The organism is Dactylosporangium sp. McL0621 (assembly GCF_049995355.1).
In the GTDB taxonomy this organism is placed as follows: Bacteria; Actinomycetota; Actinomycetes; order Mycobacteriales; family Micromonosporaceae; genus Dactylosporangium.
Genome location: NZ_CP188259.1, coordinates 6,630,883 through 6,648,273, shown reverse-complemented (window position 1 = coordinate 6,648,273; position 17,391 = coordinate 6,630,883). Strand labels below are relative to the sequence as shown.

The following is a 17,391-nucleotide window of genomic DNA, read 5'->3' as shown; positions in this document are numbered from 1 at the left end:
ATGCTGCGTTGCGGTCCGGTTTCAGATGGTCGCCAGCCGGGCCAGCTGCGGCGCGAGCCACGGCGCGACGACCTGGCGCACGCCGTCCGGGGTGAGGTGCAGGCCGTCGCTGCGCACCCGGACCCCGCCGACGGTCCAGGCGAACGCCCCGGCCGGGCACAGCACCCGGTTGAGGTCCAGCACCACCGGCCGGCTCGGGTGGTCCGCGGCGGCCCGGGCCAGCAGCCGGTTCCAGGCGTCGACCCGCGCGGGCTCGTCCTCCGGCCACAGCCCGCCGTCCGGGCGCTCCTCGCGGTGGGTGTACGGCGCGCTCAGCAGCGCGACGCGGGCGCCGTGCGCGGCGGCGAGGTCGAGGGCGCGGTCCAGCTGGCCGGTGAGGTACGCGTCGTAGTCCGCCTCCCCGACGTGGGTCCAGCGGTCGCCGAGCCGGCGGTCCATGAGCTCCCACCGGTCGAGCAGGATCACCACCACGTCCGGGTCGTCGGCGGCGACGGACCCGCCCCAGCGCGACTCCCAGGTGGCGCAGTACGGGTAGTTGGCGTGCAGCGCGCCGCCGTAGCGCACGTCGGGCAGCACGGCGATGCCGCAGCCCTGCACGCCCTGGTTGCTCAGCGTGAACTCCGCGGCGCCGGGCCAGTAGGCGCCGAGGGTCCACGAGACCGAGTCGCCGATGACGGTGACCCGGGGCGGTCCCGGCCGGCGCCCCGCTCGCCGCACCGGGGGAGTCGCGACCGCGGGCGCCGCGACCGGCGCCGCGGCGGGCGTCGCCGGCACCGGAGGTACCACCGCCGCGGTCTGGGGCTTTTCCGCGGGAACCGCGGCGAGCAGGGCGATCGCCGCCGCGGCCGTGGCGATCGCCGGGAGCGGACGCCGGCGCCGGACCGGCTGCTCCACGAGGTGGAAGCTCGCGGCGGCGGCGGCGAGGGTGGCCCCCACCCGGACCGCGAACAGGGGCGGGCCGGCCAGGCCGGTGCGCTCGGCGTCGAGGATCGCGAACAGCGGCCAGTGCCACAGGTAGCCGCCGTAGGAGACGCGGCCGATCCAGCGCAGCGGCGCCACGCCGAGCACGCGCGCGGGCGCGGCGACGACGGCGGCGGCCGCGAGGGCGATGAGCACGAAGCCGCCGCGGTACAGCGCGGCGGTGTCGCCGTGGACGCCCAGCGCGGCGGCGGCGAGGACCGCGGCCCCGATCGCGGCGGCCCATCGGCGGCCCCGCAGGCCGGGCGGGGCCGCGGCGAGGGCGGCCCCGATGAGCAGGGCGCTCGCCCGCGTGTCGGTGCCGAAGTAGACGCGGTCGGGCGCGGCCGGGTCGTACAGCACCGCGGCCGCCACCGCCGAGGCCGCCGCTCCGGCCAGGGCGCCGGCGCCGATCCACCGGCGGGGGTGCGGGAGGCGCCCGGCGAGCATCAGCAGCAGCGGCCACAGCAGGTAGAACTGCTCCTCGATCGCCAGCGACCAGGTGTGCTGCAGCGGCGAGGCGGCGGCGGTCTGGGTGAAGTAGTCACCGCCGCGGTAGATCATGCGCCAGTTGGCCCAGTACGTCAGCGCGGCCACGGCGTCGGGGCGCAGCGGCGCCGGGTCCTGCCCGGGCAGCAGCCGCGGCCCGGCGAGGACGACGAACGCGACGACGAGCGCGAGCGCGGGCAGCAGCCGCCGGGCGCGGCGCCGCCAGAACTCGCCCAGCCGGAGGCGGCCCTGGGAGTCGTACTCGTCCAGCAGCAGCGACGTGATCAGGTAGCCGGAGAGCACGAAGAACAGGTCGACGCCCAGGAATCCGCCGGGCAGCACCGCGGGCAGCCCGTGCGCGAGCAGCACCCCGCCCAGCGCGACGGCCCGCAGACCGTCCAGCGACGGCTGGTAGCGCAGCGACACGCGGCGCCCGCTGCCCCCGGGCCGGACCCGCAAACCGCCCCGGCGGGGTTATCCCTCCAGGCTCGTGGCCCGATGGGGGGCGCCGACCGGCTTCGACTCCGGCGAGCCCCGCTGGCGCAGGTAGATCGACAGGATCGCCATGGACGCGACGGCGAGCAGCTCCGACTGCCAGTTCTGCAGCGTGCGGTTCCAGAAGTCGGGCTCCAGCAGGTACTTCGCCCAGCTCACCGGGTCCTGCCGGTCGGCCAGCTGCCGCTCGTTGAACGAGCTCACGCCCGCGATCGACTGCGCCAGCCAGGACAGCAGGAAGATCACGCCCATGACGGCGCCGAGCGAGTTGGACAGCAGCGCCGCGCGCCAGCCGCCGGTGCGGGCCCAGGCGGGCGAGCCGGGGCGGGCGTGCGGGCCGACCATCTGCTCCTCGTCGGACTCGGTGCCGGCCTCGTCGAGCTGCTTCGACTCCGGCGAGCCCTTCTGCACCAGCCACACGGTGAGCACGATGTAGAGGAAGAACTGCAGGTACTCCGACTGCCAGTTCTCGGCGACGTCGGCGGCGAAGGAGGCCGAGGTCACGTACCGCAGCAGCGACACCGCCGGCAGCCCGTCGGTCAGCTGCTCGGCGTTGAACTGGGCGTGCCCGACGAGGGCCTGGCCGACCAGCGCCAGCAGGAACAGCAGCCCGAAGACGAGGCCCAGGGAGTGCTCGCGCAGCTTCGCTCTCATCGGTGCATCAGCCCCAGCGCGATGAAGTACGTCAGGCCGGCCCCGATGAACACGAGGCACAGCACGAACAGGGTGCGCACGTCAGCCTCCCTGGACCGAGCAGTCGTAGGGCCGCTCGCCGCGGGACCGGCAGCCGGCGGCCACCACCCGCCAGCCGCCCGGGAACATTGCCAGGAACAGCGTGCCGTCGCCGTCGGCGGCGATCACGACCTGGGCCCACTGCCCGTCGACCCGCACGCGTGTGGCGTCGCCCGGGCCCGGCAGGTCCTCGCCGGTGATCGCGTCGGCGCACGGCCGGCCCGCGTTCTTCGCGACCTCGTCCGCCGTGTCCGGCGCGAGCAGGCCGCACGCGCCCGCGCCGTCGCCGTCGCGCACGGCGCCGAGCAGCCTGTCGGCGGTGGCGACGGCGGCGTCGGCGCGGGCGCCCGTGTCACCGCAGCCCACCAGCCCCAGCGCCATCAGGGGTCCCAGCACGGCGACGGCGATCATGCGCATGCCCTCACCCATTCCCGGGGCGGTCACCCGCCACACATCGGCGTTTGGCCGCGGGTGGCCCGGGCACAGCACTGGGCATGGACGACGCTGCCTCCGTCACCCCCTGCGAGGACGGCCCGCTGCTGCTGCGCGGCAACTTCACCCTGCTCACCCAGGACGGTGAGGTCATCGACCCGGGCCGGCGCACCGTCGCGCTGTGCCGGTGCGGCCGCTCGGCGATCAAGCCGTTCTGCGACGGTACCCACAAGGTGGTGGGCTTTCAGGCCCCCAGCGCCCCGACCAGCCGCCGGCCGATCGAGCCGGCCTGATCCCGCAGCGAGCTCCCGCCGGCCTCCCAGCGCGCCAGGAGGTGCCCGGCGAAGCGCGCGTCGAGGGCGAGCGCGCACGCGGCGCCGAACAGCACCAGTGAGGTCTGCCCGGCCCGGCGCGCCGGCGGCAGGTCCGCGCAGTAGGCCGCGCACAGGTCGTGCGCCGCGATCTGCTCGTGCACCGCGTCGGCCTCGACGTGCTCGTCGTAGAAGCGGGTCGCGTCCGCGCCGCCGCCGAGCCGGCGCAGGCCGTTGCCGTAGCGGCGGTTCGGCAGCGACGAGGTCATCTCGTAGATCGCGAGGTGGCCCACGATCGCGCCGAGCAGCCGCCGGTTGAGCCCGAACAGCGACATGAGGTTGTTCACGGCCAGGGTGACCGCCGGGGCCGACTCCAGGTAGGCGCCGTAGGTGTCGTCGAGGCCCAGCTCGCGCATCGTGGTCCGGAACAGCTCGGCGTGCATGCGCTCGGGGCGCCCGCCGCCGTACTCGTCGGCCTGGATCTCCACCAGGGCCGCCTTGGCCCGCCCGCCGAGGCGCGGGATGGCCCACGTGTGCGGGTCGGCCTCGCGCTGGTGGTAGATCGAGCGGTGCATGACGAACTCGCGGAACTGTTCGAGGGTGGCGCGGCCGGTGAGGTACTTCGACAGCGGCGGGCCGTCGTCGGCCTCCAGGATGGCCGTGAGCGCGCCCGGTACCGCGGCCGGTGCCACGGCGGCGGGCATGGGTACGAGGCGGCGCAGCGCGGTCTCGAAGCGGCGCTCGGCCGCCTGGTGCAGTGCGAGGCGGGACGGGTGCCACTCCCAGCCGTCGTCGACGTCGTCGTAGCCCCGGTAGTGCAGCTCGTAGCCGATGTGCAGGGTCAGCTGGAGGTCTTCGTCGCCGAGCGGGTCGGCGGCCGCGAACGCGGGGTGAGCGGGGAGGTCGCGCGGGGGACCGGCGAGCGCGTCGACGAGGGTGGCCGACACGGGTCCGCGAGCCTGGGGTAGCTGCATGGGTGATCACCTTCCCGCGCAAACTTCGGTTAAGCATGAGATTTTCGGGGAAGTCGCAGGCCATGACCTCCACGATCGAGGCTCCCGCCGAGCCCGACGCGGCGCTGTTGCGGCTCGGCACACGGCTCAAGGCCGCCGGGTACCGGTTCACCACCGTCACCCCGGCGACCCACGAACGGGTGAACCGGCGCCCCGGCAACGCCCGCGGGCACACCGTGACCGACGTGCTCGGGTGGAGCCGGCCGTTCGACCGCGACGCCCTGCCGGGCGACGTCGTCGAGCTGCTGGAGGCGGCCGGGGCGCTGCACGGCGGGCCCGGCGGGCGGCGCAGCGCGATCCGGGTCTCGGCCTACGACGGCGAGCTGTTCATCCACTCGGCGTTCCCGCCGGCCGGCCCCGACGCGGTATTCTTCGGCCCCGACACGCACCGCACCGTCGACGCCGTGCTCGCCCACCTGGCCGCGCGGCGGGACCGGCCGGCCCGGGTCGCCGACATCGGCACCGGCAGCGGCGCCGTCGCCGTCGCGGTCGCCAAGCGCCTCCCCGCGGCCGAGGTCGTCGCGGTCGACATCAACCCCACGGCGCTGCGCTACGCCCGGATCAACGCCGCCCTGGCCGGCGTGGCAAACGTGCGCCCCTGCCACAGCGACCTGCTCACCGGCGTACCCGGCCCGTTCGACCTGATCGTCTCCAACCCGCCCTTCATGATCGACCCGGAGGGCCGCGCCTACCGCGACGGCGGCGGCCCGCACGGCCACGACCTGCCCCTCGACGTGCTCGACACCGCCGTGCGGCGCCTCGCCCCGGGCGGGTCGCTCGTGCTGCTCAGCGGCACCGGGATCGCCGGCGGCCGGGACCCGCTGCTGGACGCCGCCACCGCGCGGCTCGCCGGCACCGGGCTGCGGTGGACGTACCGCGAGATCGACCCCGACGTCTACGGGGAGAACCTGCTCGAGCCCGCCTACGGCCACGCCGACCGGATCGCGATCGCCGTGCTCGTCGCCACCCGTCCCGCCGCGGTTCTCCGGGAGGAAACCTGATGTCGCTGACCGTGCTGAGTCCGGCTCAGGTGGCCGAGACCCTCGCCCGGCTGACCCTCACCGTCGGCGTCGAGGAGGAGTTCCTCCTGCTCGACCCGCGCTCGTGGCAGAACGCGCCGCGCGCCGACGCGGCCCGGGAGGCGCTGCCGGCCGCCCTGCGCGAGCGCAGCCAGATCGAGTTCCGGCGCAGCATGATGGAGATGGTCAGCCCGGTCTGCACCGACCTGACGCAGCTGTACCGTGCGCTGCGCGAGAACCGGTCCGGGGCCGGCGCGGCCGCCGAGGCGGTGGGCGCCCGGCTCGTCGCGGTAGCGGCGACCCCGGTCGGCGAGCCCGACCTCGAGGTCGTCGACACGCCCCGCTTCCACGCGATCGCCCGCCACTACGGCCCCATCGCGCACGACCCGGCGCTGTGCGGCTTCCACGTGCACATCGGCGTGCCCGACCGCGAGCTGGCGATCCAGGTCTGCAACGCGATCCGGCCCTGGCTGCCGGTCGTGCAGGCGCTGAGCGTCAACTCGCCGTTCCACGCCGGCGCGGACACCGGGCACACGAGCTGGCGCGGCATGGCCCTCGAACGCTGGCCCAGCCTCGGCCCGTCGCCGTACCTGCACTCGGTCGAGGAATACGAGCGGGTCGTCGGCGAGCTCGTCGCGACCGGGGTCATGCTCGACGCGTCGATGGTGCTGTGGTGGGCGCGGCCCTCGCTGCGGTACCCAACCGTGGAGATCCGCGTCGGCGACGTGTGCCCGACCGCGGGCGAGACCGTCGTCATCGCCGGGCTCGTACGGGCCCTGGTCGCCACGTCGATCGCGGGCATCGCCGCGGGCCGCGAGGCGCTGCGCCCGCCGGAGCACCTGCTGCGCGCGGCGCACTGGAACGCCGCCCACACCGGGCTGAGCGGCACCCTGATCGACCTGCGCAGCCACGAGCCGCGCCCGGCCTGGGACCTGGTCGACGAGCTGGTCGCCACGGTCGGCCCGGCCCTGGACCGCCACGGCGACCGGGCCCACGTCGTGTCGGGCCTGGCCGAGCTGCGCGAGTACGGCACCGGCGCGGACCGGCAGCGCCGCGCCGCCGCCCACGGGGCCGGGCTGCCGGGCGCGATGACGGAGCTCACCGAGGCCACCATCGGCAGCTGAGCCCTACCGCGGGCGGGCCGGCAGCAGGTGCACCACGGTCGGCGGGCGCTCCGACAGCGCCTGCACCCGCAGGTCGATCTCCCGGTCGGCCCCGGTCAGCCGGCCGGCGTGCTGGCGCAGGTGCTCGTCCCACGTCAGCACGACATACACCTCGACCATCTCGCCGGCCACCTCCCCGGCGCGGAACAGGCCCCACCGCACCGCCCCGGTCCGCATCCGGGTGCGCCGCAGCGCGCCGGCCGCGGCCAGGAACGCAGGCTCGTTCTCCGGCGCGATCGCGTACGTCACCTCGACCACGACCGGCCCGGCGAACCGGTCCGGCTCCACGGTCAGCCGCGGCTCCGGCCAGAACGTGGCGGGCTCCCGGTCGAGGTGGCGGGTGTCGATGAGCGGCCACAGCGGGATCGTCGCCGCCCCGGCCGCCGTCATCGCGGCCGCGACCAGCAGCGCGGGCACCAGGCCGGCGTGCTGGGCGAGCAGGCCCCAGCCGAACGCCCCGAGCGCCTGGCCGCCGAAGAAGGCGCTCTGGTACGTGCCCAGCCCCCGGGCCCGCACCCAGTTCGGCAGGAACAGCTGCAGCCCGGCGTTGGCGTTGGACAGCACGGCGATCCAGGCGAACCCGGCGGGCACGAGCGCGGCCACGACGACCGCGGGCTCGCGCACCAGCGCCACGGCGGCGAGCGCGAGCGCGTAGATCGCGCTGCCGATGCCGAGCATCCGGTTGTCCGACAGCGCCTCGCGCAGCTTCGGCAGCATCACCGCCCCGCCGACCGCGCCGGCGCCGAGCGCGGCGAGCAGCAGCCCGTAGCCGCCCGCGCCCATGTGCAGCCGCCGGCTCGCCAGCACCGGCAGCAGCGCCCACAGCGCGACGGCGGGCAGGACGAACAGCTCGATGCGGAACAGGAACCGGCGCAGCGTCGGGGAGTGGCGCACGTAGCGGCCCCCGGCGCGCAGGGCGGCCAGGAACGGCTCGGGCAGCATCTCGTCCGGCTCCGGATGCCGCCGCCAGAAGAAGAGCACGACCGCGAAGAGCAGGAACGACGCCGCGTTGATGCCGAAGACGGCGGCGACCCCGGTGTGCGCGATGAGCACGCCGGCCACCGCCGGCCCGACCGCCCGGGCGAGGTTGACGCTGACCGAGCCGAGCGCGGCCGCCGACGGCAGCTGGGCGCGCGGCACCAGTTCCGGAATCAGCGCCTGGTACGTCGGGTTGGTCATGGCCATGCCGCAGCCCAGCCCGAACGTGAGCGCCAGCAGCAGCGGCGGGGTCATCTGTCCGGCCATGGTCAGGCCGGTGAGCAGTACGCCGATCGCGAGCATGAACAGCTGCACCCAGATCAGCAGCCGCCGCCGGTCCAGCGAGTCGGCGAGGACCCCGGCCGGCAGCGCCAGCAGCACCACCGGCAGCGTGCCCGCCGTCTGCACCAGCGACACCAGCGCGGGCGCCCCGGGCCGGTCGACGAGCAGCCACTGCGCCCCGACCGTCTGCATCCACGTGCCGACCTGGCTGCCGAGCACCGCGAGCCAGAGCACCCGGAACACCCCGATGCGCAGCGGGCTCCACGTCGACGCCGGGGCGGTCACTCCGCTGCCGCTACCCCTCAACCGGCCCCGGAAACAACGGGGTCACGCCGCCGGGTGAGGGCGGCGACCGCCACGCCGATGCCGACGCCGACCAGCGTCTCGGCGAACCGGGACAGGATCAGCTCCGGCACCGGCCGCCGGTCCGCGACCTGCCCGACGAGCAGCGCCAACGGCGTGATGAAGACCAGCGCGGCGGCGTAGTGGCGCACCACCAGCAGCTCCGCGCCGGCCTGGAGGGCCGCGACCAGCAGGAGGGTCGCCGGCACGGGCAGCGGCAGCACCAGCAGCCCGGCGGCGACGGCGAGCCCGGCCGCGGTGCCGGCGACCCGGTGCAGGCCGCGCAGCAGCTGGTGGTGCAGTTCGATGACCGCCAGCGGTACCACCGACGCCGTCATCGCCCAGTAGGGGTGCCCGAGCCCGGACGCGGTCGTGACGGCCCCGGCGAGCGCGACCGCCACCGCGCAGCGCACCGCGTGCAGCCGCCGCCGCTCCCGCGGCGGCGCCGGCGCGGGCGGGGCCGGCGCCGCGGTTCCCGGGAGGCTGGCCTCGGCCGCGCCCAGGACCACCGCGAACGCCGCGGTGGCCGCCGCGACCAGCACCGCCGTGGCGACGCGGCCCGGCGGCGTGGGGATCGCCGCGCACGTGGACACCGCGAACACCGCGAACATCGGCCCCGGCGGCCGCCAGGCGAAACGGTCGGAGAGCCACGCCGTGCCGGCCGCCCAGGCGGCGGCCACGGGCACGGAGAGCCAGGCCCGCTGCTCGAGGGTGCCGACCGCCGCGCCGGTGGCGACGGCCGTGGTGAGCAGCGCGCCGAGCGCCGCCTGCAGCCGCCACCGGCGCGGCGAGCGGGCCGTGCCGCCGTAGACCGAGGCGAACGCGCCGAAGGTGGCGTAGGCGGCGTGGCCGAGCGCGCCGGCGAGCCACAGGGCGAGGAGGGCGGCGAGCATGGTGGTGGCGGCGCGGGCGGCCGTCCAGCGGCTGCCGGTCACCGGCGTCACCCGCAGCGCGGCGGCCACCCATTCCCGTCGCGCGGCCATCCGGATCACGGTACCGTTCGCGGCCCGGGCGGCACCGCGAGTTGCCGGTGTCAGGCCGGCGGCGTGAACCAGGCCCGCGACGCCCTCGGGACGGTGACCGCGACCGCGATGAAGGCGTGCACGGCGATCAGGGCCAGCCCGAAGAGGTCGCCTTCGCCGAGCCGCTGCAGGCCGGTGACGAGGCCGACGACGGCGAAGATGCAGGCGACGACGCGCGCGCCGCGATAGCCGCGCCACAGGCCGTGCGCGAGCAGCGCGGGAACGGCCGCGGCGACCAGCGCGACGATGGTGAAACCCCAGCCGCCCGCGTCGTCGGCGAAGAGGACCGAGACGCCGATCGCGAGCAGGGACACGCAGAGCAGGGCGTAGAGACCGGCCGCCACCGCGACCGGCCAGGGCGGAGTACGCATAGGTGATTATGACTTGCCCGGCGCCTCGCCGTGAGTGTCAGCCGGTGATGTAGCCGGCCGGCGGGGCGTCCTGGCTCACGCACGCGGACGGGGCGAGGACCTCGGACGCGACGCCGCCGGATGTGCCGGTGCGGAAGGTGCCGGGGGCGCCGGTGCAGGAGGTGGCGGTGTAGGTGAGGCGCACGCCGCCGGCGTCCCACGCCGGGTTGCGGCCGGCGCGGTCGCTCACCTGGTGCTTCGCGGTGTCGTCGAGGTTCATGACCCAGACGGTGCTGTTGTGCACGTGGGCGATCTGGGTGGCGTCCGGGGAAAGCACGGGCTGGGCGCTGACCTCGTCCTGGGTGAGGCGGGTGGTGTGGCCGTTCTGCTTGAGGTAGACGGCGCCGTGGCTGGCGTACGCAGGGACCATCGGCGCAACCGTCCGGCACCTGAAGGAAACCCTCCGGGAACCGGCGATGATTTCGCGGGCCCCGGCTCGTCTGAACCCGCATGAGCAACGACACCGAGCGGCAGACGGCCGCGGGCAAGGTCCTGTGGCACTTCACGATGTCCCTGGACGGGTTCGTGGCCGGGCCCGGCCACGCGATGGACTGGATGGACCGGGGGATGTCCTTCCGCCCCGGGCTCGTCGCCGAGTACGTCGAGACGACCGGCGCCGTCCTCGGCGGCCGCAGCGGGTGGGACGCCGCCATCGACGGCGCGCGGCCGTACGGCGGGGCGTGGCAGGGCCCGATCTTCGTGCTCACCCACCACCCCGAGGACGCCCGGCCCGCGGCGGGCGTCACGTTCCTCGACTGCGACGTGGCCGAGGCCGTGCGCATCGGCCTGGCGGCCGCCGGCGGCAAGAACCTCGAGGTCTTCTCGCCGACGATCGGCCGGCAGCTGATCGAGCGGGGCCTGATCGACGAGATCGACCTCCACATCGCCCCGGTCCTGCTCGGCCACGGCATCCGGCTGTTCGACAACCCCGGCGGCGCCCCGGTCCGCCTGCTGGCGGCGCGCGAGGGGGAGCCGCGGGCGGTGGTGAACGTGCGGTACCGCCCGGAGCGCCCCTGACCTCAGGCCGCCAGCGCCCGCACCAGGTCGGGGCGCTCGGCCTCGGCCGCGCGCTCGGCCGCGGTGCGGTTGAAGCACTCCCGCACCGACGGGTCCAGGCCCGCGGCGAGCAGCCGCGGGACCAGGCCGGTGCCGGGGAAGTGCGGCAGCAGGTGCAGCAGCGTCGCGCCGAGGGTGTCGCGCAGGTGCGGGTCGAGGCCGCGGTCGAGGGCCGCGGCCAGCGCGTCGGGGTCGCCGTGGCGGACGAGGGCGAGGACCCGGTCGCGCAGCGCGCGCATCTGCCGCGGCATCCGCACCGCCGGGTCGCGCCACCCATCGAGCGCGGCCACGCAGCCCTGGACGCGGCCGCCGAGCGCGGCGAGCGCCCGTTCGCGGTCGATCTCGCCCGGGCTGTGCGGCACGTGGAGCGCGCCGTCGCGCATGACGATCGCGTGGACCGCGCCGCCGCAGTACACCCGGACCCGGTCCGGCAGCGGCGGCGGCGCGGGCGGCCGCAGCGGGACCGCGGCCGGGAAGAGCGCGGCCTGCACGAGCGGGTGCAGGCCGGCGCGGCTCAGCGTGCCGGCGAGCAGCCCGGCCACCTCGGGCGGCATCCGCACCCGGTCGGGCCAGATGCGCGGGATCTCGGCGATCGGGCGGCCGAACTCGGCGCGCTCGACCGCGTCACGCCCGGCGGCGCGCTCCTTGCGGGTCGGCATCGGCACGAGCGTCGCGCGCGGCCGGGCCCCGGCGGGCCACTCGACGACGAGACCGCGGCCGGGCCAGTCGAGGCGGACCGGATGCTCTCGCGGTTCGACAAGCGTCAGGTGTACCGGTCGCAGCCCCGCCAGCACCTTGTCGACCTCGCGGCCACGCGCCCGTTCGTCGCCGGCGAGCGCGGCCGCGCTGGTCCGCACCGGCCCCCACGCGGGGTCGAACAGCCGCACCCGCAGGTCGAACCCGGCCTCGGCCCAGGCGTCGGCGGACCGGCCCGCGTCGTGCCGCGCCAGGGCCCGCTCGGTGACGCCTTCCGGACCGGCCCCGCCGAGCTCGTCCGGCTCGAGGCGCCGGCCGGCCGGGTCGAAGAACGGCGTGCGGGTCGCGCCGCCGCAGCGGGCGCGCAGCTCGGCGGTACACCCGGAGTCCCACTGGTAGCGCGGAAGCTCCAGCGCCGGGGGAGCCGCCTCGACGTGCAGCTCGATGCGCTGCGGCTCGCCGTAGGCCATCCGGGCGACGAGCCACCCGGCGCCGTGCCGCCCCAGGCCGAACCGGAACCCGGTGAACGTCCGCCACCGCGGTTCGCGCTCCAGGTACCACCGCAGCAGGTCCGGCGCGAGGTGCGGAAGATCCGCAAGGCTCGCGTCCGGCACGACGTTCGCCACCGCGCACGCGCCACGCCAGTCCCCGGCGAGCCGGAGCCGGGTCGCGTGCTCGACGACGTACGCGGGGACCGCCACGCCAGCACCCTACGGCGTCGGACGTCCGGGTCGACATCGCGGCCGCGCGATCGATTGACTGTCCGCGCCGCGGTGACGACGCTGGGCGGGCCCCTGTGCCAGCGTCGTGTTCGAGGAGTTACCGCGGGATGCCTTACCGTCACCGGCTGTGGATCGCCGCCGTGCTGGCGATCGCCGTGGTGCTCTCAACCGGGCTGGTCTGGGCCACGCCCCGCGAGTCCGCGGCCACCTCCGCCGCCGCCGCCGGCGTTTGGGCGGGCCACGGGGCCACCTCCGCCGGCGCCGGCGTTTGGGCGGGCCACGGCGTCGCGGTCGTCGACGCGGCCACGCACCGGCCGGTGCTCGGGCTGAGCCCGCTCACCGACGGCACCGTGATCGACCTGTCCCGCCTCGCCGGCCGCCGCTTCACCCTTCGAGCCGGCGCCGTGGACTCGCCGCTGCCGACCGAGCCGGGCGAGTACACCGTGCCGAACGGCGACGCCCGGGTCCGCTTCACGGTCACCGCCGGCCCCGCCGCCCCGGCCGCACTCGACGTCCTGTTCGTGGGCAACAGCCTGCTCGGCAGCTTCACGCGGGCCACGCACGAGGACACGCCCGGGCTCGTGCACCGCCTGGCCGCGTCGACCGGCCGCACCCTCAACGTGACCGAGGTCATCCACTCCGGGTACACGCTGCACCAGACCTGGGACGAGGGCCTGCCGGCCCCGGCCCTGAACGGCGGCCGGCGGTACGACTACATCGTGCTGCAGGAGTACAGCACGCTGGTCGCCACCGACCCGACGGCCGCGCTGGACACGCTGCTGCACACGTACGCCCCGACGTTCACCCGCGCCCTGAAGCCGGGCGGCCGGGTGGTGCTGTTCAAGAACTGGGCCCTGGTGGACCCGTCCCCGTTCCCGTCCCGGGCCGCGGCGAAAACCGCGATCGACGCCGGCTACGCAACCCTCTCGGCGGCCCTGCCCACCCCGAACGTCCTGGCCCCGATCGGCGACGAGTTCGAGACGGTGATCGCCACCTACGGCCCGTCGTACCTGATCGACCCGGACGGCAAACACCCGAACGACGCCGCGCGCTACCTGGACGCGGCCACGCTCTACGGCATCCTCTTCCACGAGTCCCCGCGCGACCTGCCCGACCTGTACGTGCCCGCCCGCGACGCGTCCGAACTCCGCGCGGTCGCCGCGACCGCTATCGGCTACTGAGCACACTCAGTCGTCTTCGTCGTCGTCCCCGGCCGGGGTGAACAGCAGCATGTCGGCGACGAAGCACGCCACCGCGCCGGTGGTGTCGTACCCACTGCGACCGTGAACGGCCCGGCGTCCCCAGCCGTCGCAGTAGACCGCCGCGAACCTGGCCGTCACGCCGCGACCCGCCGGCCGAACTCGGTGTGGACCGGCCCCTCCCCGGACCGGGCCGCGGCCAGGGCGACCCGCAGCCGCCGGGCCTGAGACGGCTTCAGCCGGGGCTCGGCCTCGTCCAGGGACATGGGCAGCAGGATAGGTCCCGTCCGGCACCGCGGGCGCGTACCGTCACCGGTAAGAATGCCTCGTGCACCATCCCCTGACCGCGCACCAGCGGGACACGGTCCTCGCGTTGTTGCGCCCCTTGCACGGTGGGTCCGCGTCGCTGGTGGCGCAGATGCCGCTCGGGCACGACTGGGCCCCGGTCACGCGGCTGACGTTCGACCGTGACCTGCCCGGCGTCGGCCGGACCGTCGTGGTCAAGACCCGCCGGGCCGACGGGGCCGGTCATGGGGGCCCGGCCGGGCTGCGACGGGAGGAGGCCGCGTTGCGGACGGTCGCACCCACCGGGGTCGCCGCGCGGTTCATCGCCTCCGACCAGGCCGCGGGCGTCGTCGTCACCACCGATCTGGCGGACGGGCCGACGCTGGAGAACGTCCTGCTCGGCGCCGATGCCGACGCCGCCGCGCGGGCGGTGGTCGAGCTCGGCGTGGCCGTCGGTCGGCTGCACGCCGGCACCCGCAGCGCGGGGGAGGGGTACCGGCGGGCGCTGGCAGGTCTCGGCGCGCCGGAGACGGACGCCGGCCCCGGACTGCCGTGGCCCGGTGTGGACCGGTGGCGGGACGTGGAGGTCGCGTGCGCCGGGCTGGGCCTGCCGGACGCGCGCGGAGCGGCCGGTGACGCCGCGTTCGTCGAGGATCGCATCGCCGACGCCGGCCCGTTCGCGGCCCTGACGCACACCGACCTCAATCCCGGCAACGCGCTGGTGACGCCGCAGGGCGTGCGTCTCGTGGACTTCGAAGGCGCGATCTTCGGCCATCTCGGCTTCGACGTGTCGTTCCTGCACTTCCCGTTCCCGATGTACAGCGCCCACTGGGCGACGCTGCCCGGCAGCGTGGTGACCGAGGCCGATCGGGCCTACCGCCGGGAACTGGCGGAGTCCATGCCCGCCGAGGTCCTCGGCCGCCTCGACCAGGCGCTCGCGGTCGGTGCGGCGGCCGCCCTGGCTGTTCGGGTACAACGGCTGCCACTGCTTGCCGCTCCCGGCCAGCCTCCGGACACCAGCCGGCGCCGCCGGGCGCAGCTCGTGCAGCAGATCCGGGTGTTCACCGGGCTCGCCGAGCGGGCCGCGACGCTGCCGGCGATGGCGGCCTGGTTCGCCCGGCTGGCCGACGCGATGTCCGCCCGCTGGCCGGACGCGACAACCCCGCCGCCCGCGGTGTTCCCCGCGTTCCGACCGGCCCGGGCCGGACGCTGAGCCGCCGACGCGATCGCGATCAGGTCGGCGACGACGTCGTCGAGCGGCCGGCCGGCGCGTCCAGCTCGTGCGTGCCTCCCGCGCGCAGCAGCGGCTCGACCGTGGCGAGGTCGTCCAGGATCGTCGCGCGTTCCACCGGACTCTTCCCGTAGTCGTTCGTCGTCCTGCGCGCGACCCGGTCCAGGATCACGTCAGCGGGGGCGCTGAGCAGAACGACCGCGTTGAAGCGGCCGTAGAACCTGGACTGGTTCCGCAGCCATTCCCCATGGTGTTGCGGAGTGCCCTTTTGGGCGACCTCGGAAGAGCGAAGATGCGTGCGCGACCGTGCCACCATGAGGACCAGCGGCGAGATCGAGACCCGTGCATCGCCGCCCGCCCCAGATCGGATCCCGCCCATGACCAACCATTCCGTAGTTTCGGCATACCTGCTGATCACGGTGCCGGCCAAGAGCTCCGGCGACCTCGTCAACCGGCTCCTGGAGGACTATCCCCAGTTCGTCAAGGAGGTCGAGGCGGTCTACGGCGAGGCCGACGTCATCGCGCGAATCGAGACCACGTCCATCGAGGAGCTCCACCGGCTCGTGATGGAGCAGATCCAGAAGCTGCCGATCGTCACCGTGACCCGCACGTTCATCATCATCCCGAACATGCATCGCGTGCAGACCAGGTGACGCCATGTCCCCCGCGGCCTTCACCGCGCTCGGCGCCCTCGGAACGGCCCTGATCGTCGCGGTCGGCTCCACCGTGGCGTTCCTGGTCCAGCACAAGCGGCTGACGCAGAACGAGCATCTGCAACGGGCCTTCGAAAAGCACCTGGACAGCTACGAACGGGTCTTCGTCAGCGCCCGCACCGCCCAGGACACGTTGCGCAACTACATCACGATCAGCAAGAAGGTCGAGGACTGCTCGGACCCCTTCCTGCTGCAGCTGCTCACCATCGCCGAGAACGCGTGCCACGACTACTGCACCTCGGTGACCTGGAGCCACAATCCCGCGATGCTGTACCTCGACAAGCGCCTCGAGGAGCGCTGCCTGGGCGCGCGCGACCTGTTGCTGGCATGGCTGGCCGTGCGCCGCGTCCACGCGGGTGACGTGCCGTTCCTGCGCCGGGGGAGCCGGTGGGAGAGGCTCCCGGTGAGCGCGGTCAAGTCGCTGAAACTGGGCGACTACCGGGAGCTGCGGGTCGAGACCCGGCTCCTCGTGCTCAAACCGGCCAACGAGGCCAGGCGATTCAGGGCGATAGACCGATCGCTGTCGCAGGTCATCGCCCAGCTCAAGAAGGTCATGGCGTACTGAGGCGCGGCGGAGTCAGAGCCACCGGACCTTCCCCGCGAGGCGGGGGCGGGCGACGCCGTCGACCGCGGTACAGATGCCGTAGACCCGCTGGCCGCTGGTCCACCCGTTGACCCGGCCGTGGTTGTTGCTGATCTGGACGCGTCCGGTGCCGGCCTCGATCGCGGACACCAGGTGCAGGTACGTCGCCCCGGCCACCCTGGCCAGCACAATGTCCCCGACCTCTAAACGCGCGAGCTCCACCGGCGCCACCGTCACGAGCTGACGACTGCGGATCAACGGAACCATCGACGTCCCCGTAGGGCGAAACTCCACGGTCGCCCCACCGGCGACGCGATTCGCGATCATGTCGAGCATTCCCACACCGCCAGCGTGTGCCCAGATCGCATGGCGGGCCACTGATTTCCCGGCGGTGCAGTAGCCGCAACGCGCCGTCGTGACACCGAACCGCCCGGGGCTCAGTGCTCCAGGCAGCCGTCGGGGACCAGCAGAGCCGTGTGGAAGGCCTCGGGGCCGCGCGGCGTCCATGGCAGCCGGACGCTCAAACGGATGCCAGCCGAAAAGCGAAGAACGAAGAGCTTCAAATTTTTAGGGAGGAAAGAGCAATAATTTGAGCCGGGTTCGAGGCGTCTCACGGACGCGACTCGTTGCCGTGGTTGCGCGCCGTCGGGGTTGAAGAGCGGGCCGCGGCTCGCACGGCGACCATCACCGGACCGAATGTCGGCGGATGATCCAATGCACGCCGTACCGCGCCGGTTGCGTGCGCCAGAGGACCAGTTTCCCGTTCACGGCCCTCGGCCAGGCCTGGTCGGCCCCGGAGAAGAGGCTGCGTACCACCGTCGCCTCGGCCGGGGTCAGGCACGTCGCCGGGGCCCGGGCCGGCGGTGCAGCGCAGGGTGTCCGGGTCGAAGTCGCACCGCCTCGGGTCGTCGACCACGCCGTCGGTCGGGCCGTCGCGGCTGTCGCAGGCCGTGAGCACGGCGGTGTGGATGAGCGGGAGCCGGTCGGCCGGCAGGATGTAGCCGCCGTTGGCGTCACGGTTGGCCAGCACGTTCCAGGCGTGGTGGAACGTGTTCTGCACGGCCATGTTGCTTGCGGGCGCGCCGGCGGCGATGCCGTCGAAGTCCGGTGGTGTCGCTGCCCGAGTACTTGGCCATCATTGAGGCCTGTGCGCCCGAGTCCCGGCTCGCGCCGAGGCGGCGATGGGTGGCCACCTCGACAGCGTCCTGCGCATGCTCACCAGCTTCTCGGCGGACCTCATACCGATCCGCGGCTAAACTGG

22 protein-coding genes are annotated in these 17,391 nt (G+C 74.8%); 8 read left to right on the top strand and 14 right to left on the bottom strand.

What is annotated here, in order from left to right; all coding sequences use genetic code 11:
• Positions 1 to 21: 21 nt before the first annotated feature.
• The 3 genes from ACPPVO_RS31460 to ACPPVO_RS31450 all read right to left on the bottom strand — a co-directional run bounded on the left by ACPPVO_RS31460 (position 22) and on the right by ACPPVO_RS31450 (position 3,090).
• Entirely contained in the window at positions 22 to 1,872 is a 1,851-nt protein-coding gene (locus ACPPVO_RS31460; protein ID WP_426502163.1) for an acyltransferase family protein, read from the bottom strand.
• Between the two features lie 48 nt (positions 1,873 to 1,920).
• The gene (locus ACPPVO_RS31455) at positions 1,921 to 2,595 is read right to left on the bottom strand and encodes a DUF6766 family protein (protein ID WP_426502162.1); all 675 of its coding nucleotides are present in this window, start codon (positions 2,593 to 2,595) and stop codon (positions 1,921 to 1,923) included.
• An 81-nt stretch (positions 2,596 to 2,676) separates the two neighbouring features.
• The gene (locus ACPPVO_RS31450; protein WP_426502161.1) at positions 2,677 to 3,090 is read right to left on the bottom strand and encodes a hypothetical protein; all 414 of its coding nucleotides are present in this window, start codon (positions 3,088 to 3,090) and stop codon (positions 2,677 to 2,679) included.
• A 77-nt stretch (positions 3,091 to 3,167) separates the two neighbouring features.
• Here ACPPVO_RS31450 and ACPPVO_RS31445 point away from each other — a divergent pair, with 77 nt between their 5' ends.
• A complete protein-coding gene (locus ACPPVO_RS31445) occupies positions 3,168 to 3,398 on the top strand; it encodes a CDGSH iron-sulfur domain-containing protein (protein WP_426502160.1) in 231 nt (76 codons plus the stop codon).
• On the opposite strand, the gene ACPPVO_RS31440 is transcribed toward ACPPVO_RS31445, so the two are convergent.
• A complete protein-coding gene (locus ACPPVO_RS31440; protein WP_426502159.1) occupies positions 3,350 to 4,390 on the bottom strand; it encodes an iron-containing redox enzyme family protein in 1,041 nt (346 codons plus the stop codon). The genes ACPPVO_RS31445 and ACPPVO_RS31440 overlap by 49 nt on opposite strands.
• A 35-nt stretch (positions 4,391 to 4,425) precedes the next feature.
• On the opposite strand from ACPPVO_RS31440, the gene ACPPVO_RS31435 reads away from it, so the two are divergent.
• Together ACPPVO_RS31435 and ACPPVO_RS31430 are read left to right on the top strand one after the other, a co-directional pair.
• Complete coding sequence (locus ACPPVO_RS31435; RefSeq protein WP_426502158.1) at positions 4,426 to 5,430, top strand: methyltransferase; 1,005 nt, start codon at positions 4,426 to 4,428, stop codon at positions 5,428 to 5,430.
• The gene (locus ACPPVO_RS31430; RefSeq protein WP_426502157.1) at positions 5,430 to 6,572 is read left to right on the top strand and encodes a carboxylate-amine ligase; all 1,143 of its coding nucleotides are present in this window, start codon (positions 5,430 to 5,432) and stop codon (positions 6,570 to 6,572) included. Before ACPPVO_RS31435 ends, ACPPVO_RS31430 begins: the two co-directional genes overlap by 1 nt.
• A 3-nt stretch (positions 6,573 to 6,575) precedes the next feature.
• On the opposite strand, the gene ACPPVO_RS31425 is transcribed toward ACPPVO_RS31430, so the two are convergent.
• The 4 genes from ACPPVO_RS31425 to ACPPVO_RS31410 are packed head-to-tail and all read right to left on the bottom strand — an operon-like array spanning position 6,576 to position 10,015.
• Positions 6,576 to 8,156: an MFS transporter gene (locus tag ACPPVO_RS31425; protein ID WP_426502156.1), complete on the bottom strand. Its 1,581-nt coding sequence runs from the start codon at positions 8,154 to 8,156 to the stop codon at positions 6,576 to 6,578.
• Between the two features lie 17 nt (positions 8,157 to 8,173).
• On the bottom strand, positions 8,174 to 9,196 hold the full coding sequence (locus ACPPVO_RS31420; protein ID WP_426502155.1) for an FUSC family protein: 1,023 nt from the start codon (positions 9,194 to 9,196) through the stop codon (positions 8,174 to 8,176).
• Positions 9,197 to 9,246: 50 nt separating this feature from the next.
• Positions 9,247 to 9,606 carry a hypothetical protein gene (locus tag ACPPVO_RS31415; RefSeq protein WP_426502154.1) on the bottom strand — a complete coding sequence of 120 codons (360 nt, stop codon included), beginning with the start codon at positions 9,604 to 9,606 and terminating at the stop codon, positions 9,247 to 9,249.
• A 37-nt stretch (positions 9,607 to 9,643) separates the two neighbouring features.
• Positions 9,644 to 10,015 carry a hypothetical protein gene (locus tag ACPPVO_RS31410; RefSeq protein WP_426502153.1) on the bottom strand — a complete coding sequence of 124 codons (372 nt, stop codon included), beginning with the start codon at positions 10,013 to 10,015 and terminating at the stop codon, positions 9,644 to 9,646.
• A gap of 80 nt (positions 10,016 to 10,095) precedes the next feature.
• On the opposite strand from ACPPVO_RS31410, the gene ACPPVO_RS31405 reads away from it, so the two are divergent.
• Positions 10,096 to 10,662, top strand: coding sequence for a dihydrofolate reductase family protein (locus tag ACPPVO_RS31405; RefSeq protein WP_426502152.1), 567 nt, complete (start codon positions 10,096 to 10,098; stop codon positions 10,660 to 10,662).
• Positions 10,663 to 10,664: 2 nt separating this feature from the next.
• Here ACPPVO_RS31405 and ACPPVO_RS31400 read toward each other — a convergent pair whose 3' ends face one another.
• Positions 10,665 to 12,098 carry a hypothetical protein gene (locus tag ACPPVO_RS31400; RefSeq protein ID WP_426502151.1) on the bottom strand — a complete coding sequence of 478 codons (1,434 nt, stop codon included), beginning with the start codon at positions 12,096 to 12,098 and terminating at the stop codon, positions 10,665 to 10,667.
• A 128-nt stretch (positions 12,099 to 12,226) separates the two neighbouring features.
• Between ACPPVO_RS31400 and ACPPVO_RS31395 the strand changes: the two genes are divergently transcribed.
• A complete protein-coding gene (locus tag ACPPVO_RS31395; RefSeq protein WP_426502150.1) occupies positions 12,227 to 13,300 on the top strand; it encodes a hypothetical protein in 1,074 nt (357 codons plus the stop codon).
• A gap of 6 nt (positions 13,301 to 13,306) precedes the next feature.
• On the opposite strand, the gene ACPPVO_RS31390 is transcribed toward ACPPVO_RS31395, so the two are convergent.
• Both ACPPVO_RS31390 and ACPPVO_RS31385 read right to left on the bottom strand, forming a co-directional pair.
• Positions 13,307 to 13,459, bottom strand: a complete 153-nt coding sequence (locus ACPPVO_RS31390; RefSeq protein WP_426502149.1) for a hypothetical protein — start codon at positions 13,457 to 13,459, stop codon at positions 13,307 to 13,309.
• Entirely contained in the window at positions 13,456 to 13,584 is a 129-nt protein-coding gene (locus ACPPVO_RS31385; RefSeq protein WP_426502148.1) for a hypothetical protein, read from the bottom strand. Before ACPPVO_RS31385 ends, ACPPVO_RS31390 begins: the two co-directional genes overlap by 4 nt.
• 62 nt (positions 13,585 to 13,646) lie before the next feature.
• Between ACPPVO_RS31385 and ACPPVO_RS31380 the strand changes: the two genes are divergently transcribed.
• Positions 13,647 to 14,816: a phosphotransferase family protein gene (locus ACPPVO_RS31380; RefSeq protein ID WP_426502147.1), complete on the top strand. Its 1,170-nt coding sequence runs from the start codon at positions 13,647 to 13,649 to the stop codon at positions 14,814 to 14,816.
• A gap of 19 nt (positions 14,817 to 14,835) precedes the next feature.
• On the opposite strand, the gene ACPPVO_RS31375 is transcribed toward ACPPVO_RS31380, so the two are convergent.
• Positions 14,836 to 15,264: a hypothetical protein gene (locus tag ACPPVO_RS31375; protein ID WP_426502146.1), complete on the bottom strand. Its 429-nt coding sequence runs from the start codon at positions 15,262 to 15,264 to the stop codon at positions 14,836 to 14,838.
• Between ACPPVO_RS31375 and ACPPVO_RS31370 the strand changes: the two genes are divergently transcribed.
• A complete protein-coding gene (locus tag ACPPVO_RS31370; RefSeq protein ID WP_426502145.1) occupies positions 15,254 to 15,487 on the top strand; it encodes an Lrp/AsnC ligand binding domain-containing protein in 234 nt (77 codons plus the stop codon). The genes ACPPVO_RS31375 and ACPPVO_RS31370 overlap by 11 nt on opposite strands.
• Positions 15,488 to 15,491: 4 nt before the next feature.
• Entirely contained in the window at positions 15,492 to 16,112 is a 621-nt protein-coding gene (locus tag ACPPVO_RS31365; protein WP_426502144.1) for a hypothetical protein, read from the top strand.
• Between the two features lie 12 nt (positions 16,113 to 16,124).
• On the opposite strand, the gene ACPPVO_RS31360 is transcribed toward ACPPVO_RS31365, so the two are convergent.
• Complete coding sequence (locus ACPPVO_RS31360; RefSeq protein WP_426502143.1) at positions 16,125 to 16,472, bottom strand: hypothetical protein; 348 nt, start codon at positions 16,470 to 16,472, stop codon at positions 16,125 to 16,127.
• Between the two features lie 268 nt (positions 16,473 to 16,740).
• On the bottom strand, positions 16,741 to 17,190 hold the full coding sequence (locus tag ACPPVO_RS31355; RefSeq protein ID WP_426502142.1) for a tannase/feruloyl esterase family alpha/beta hydrolase: 450 nt from the start codon (positions 17,188 to 17,190) through the stop codon (positions 16,741 to 16,743).
• Between the last annotated feature and the right edge of the window lie 201 nt (positions 17,191 to 17,391).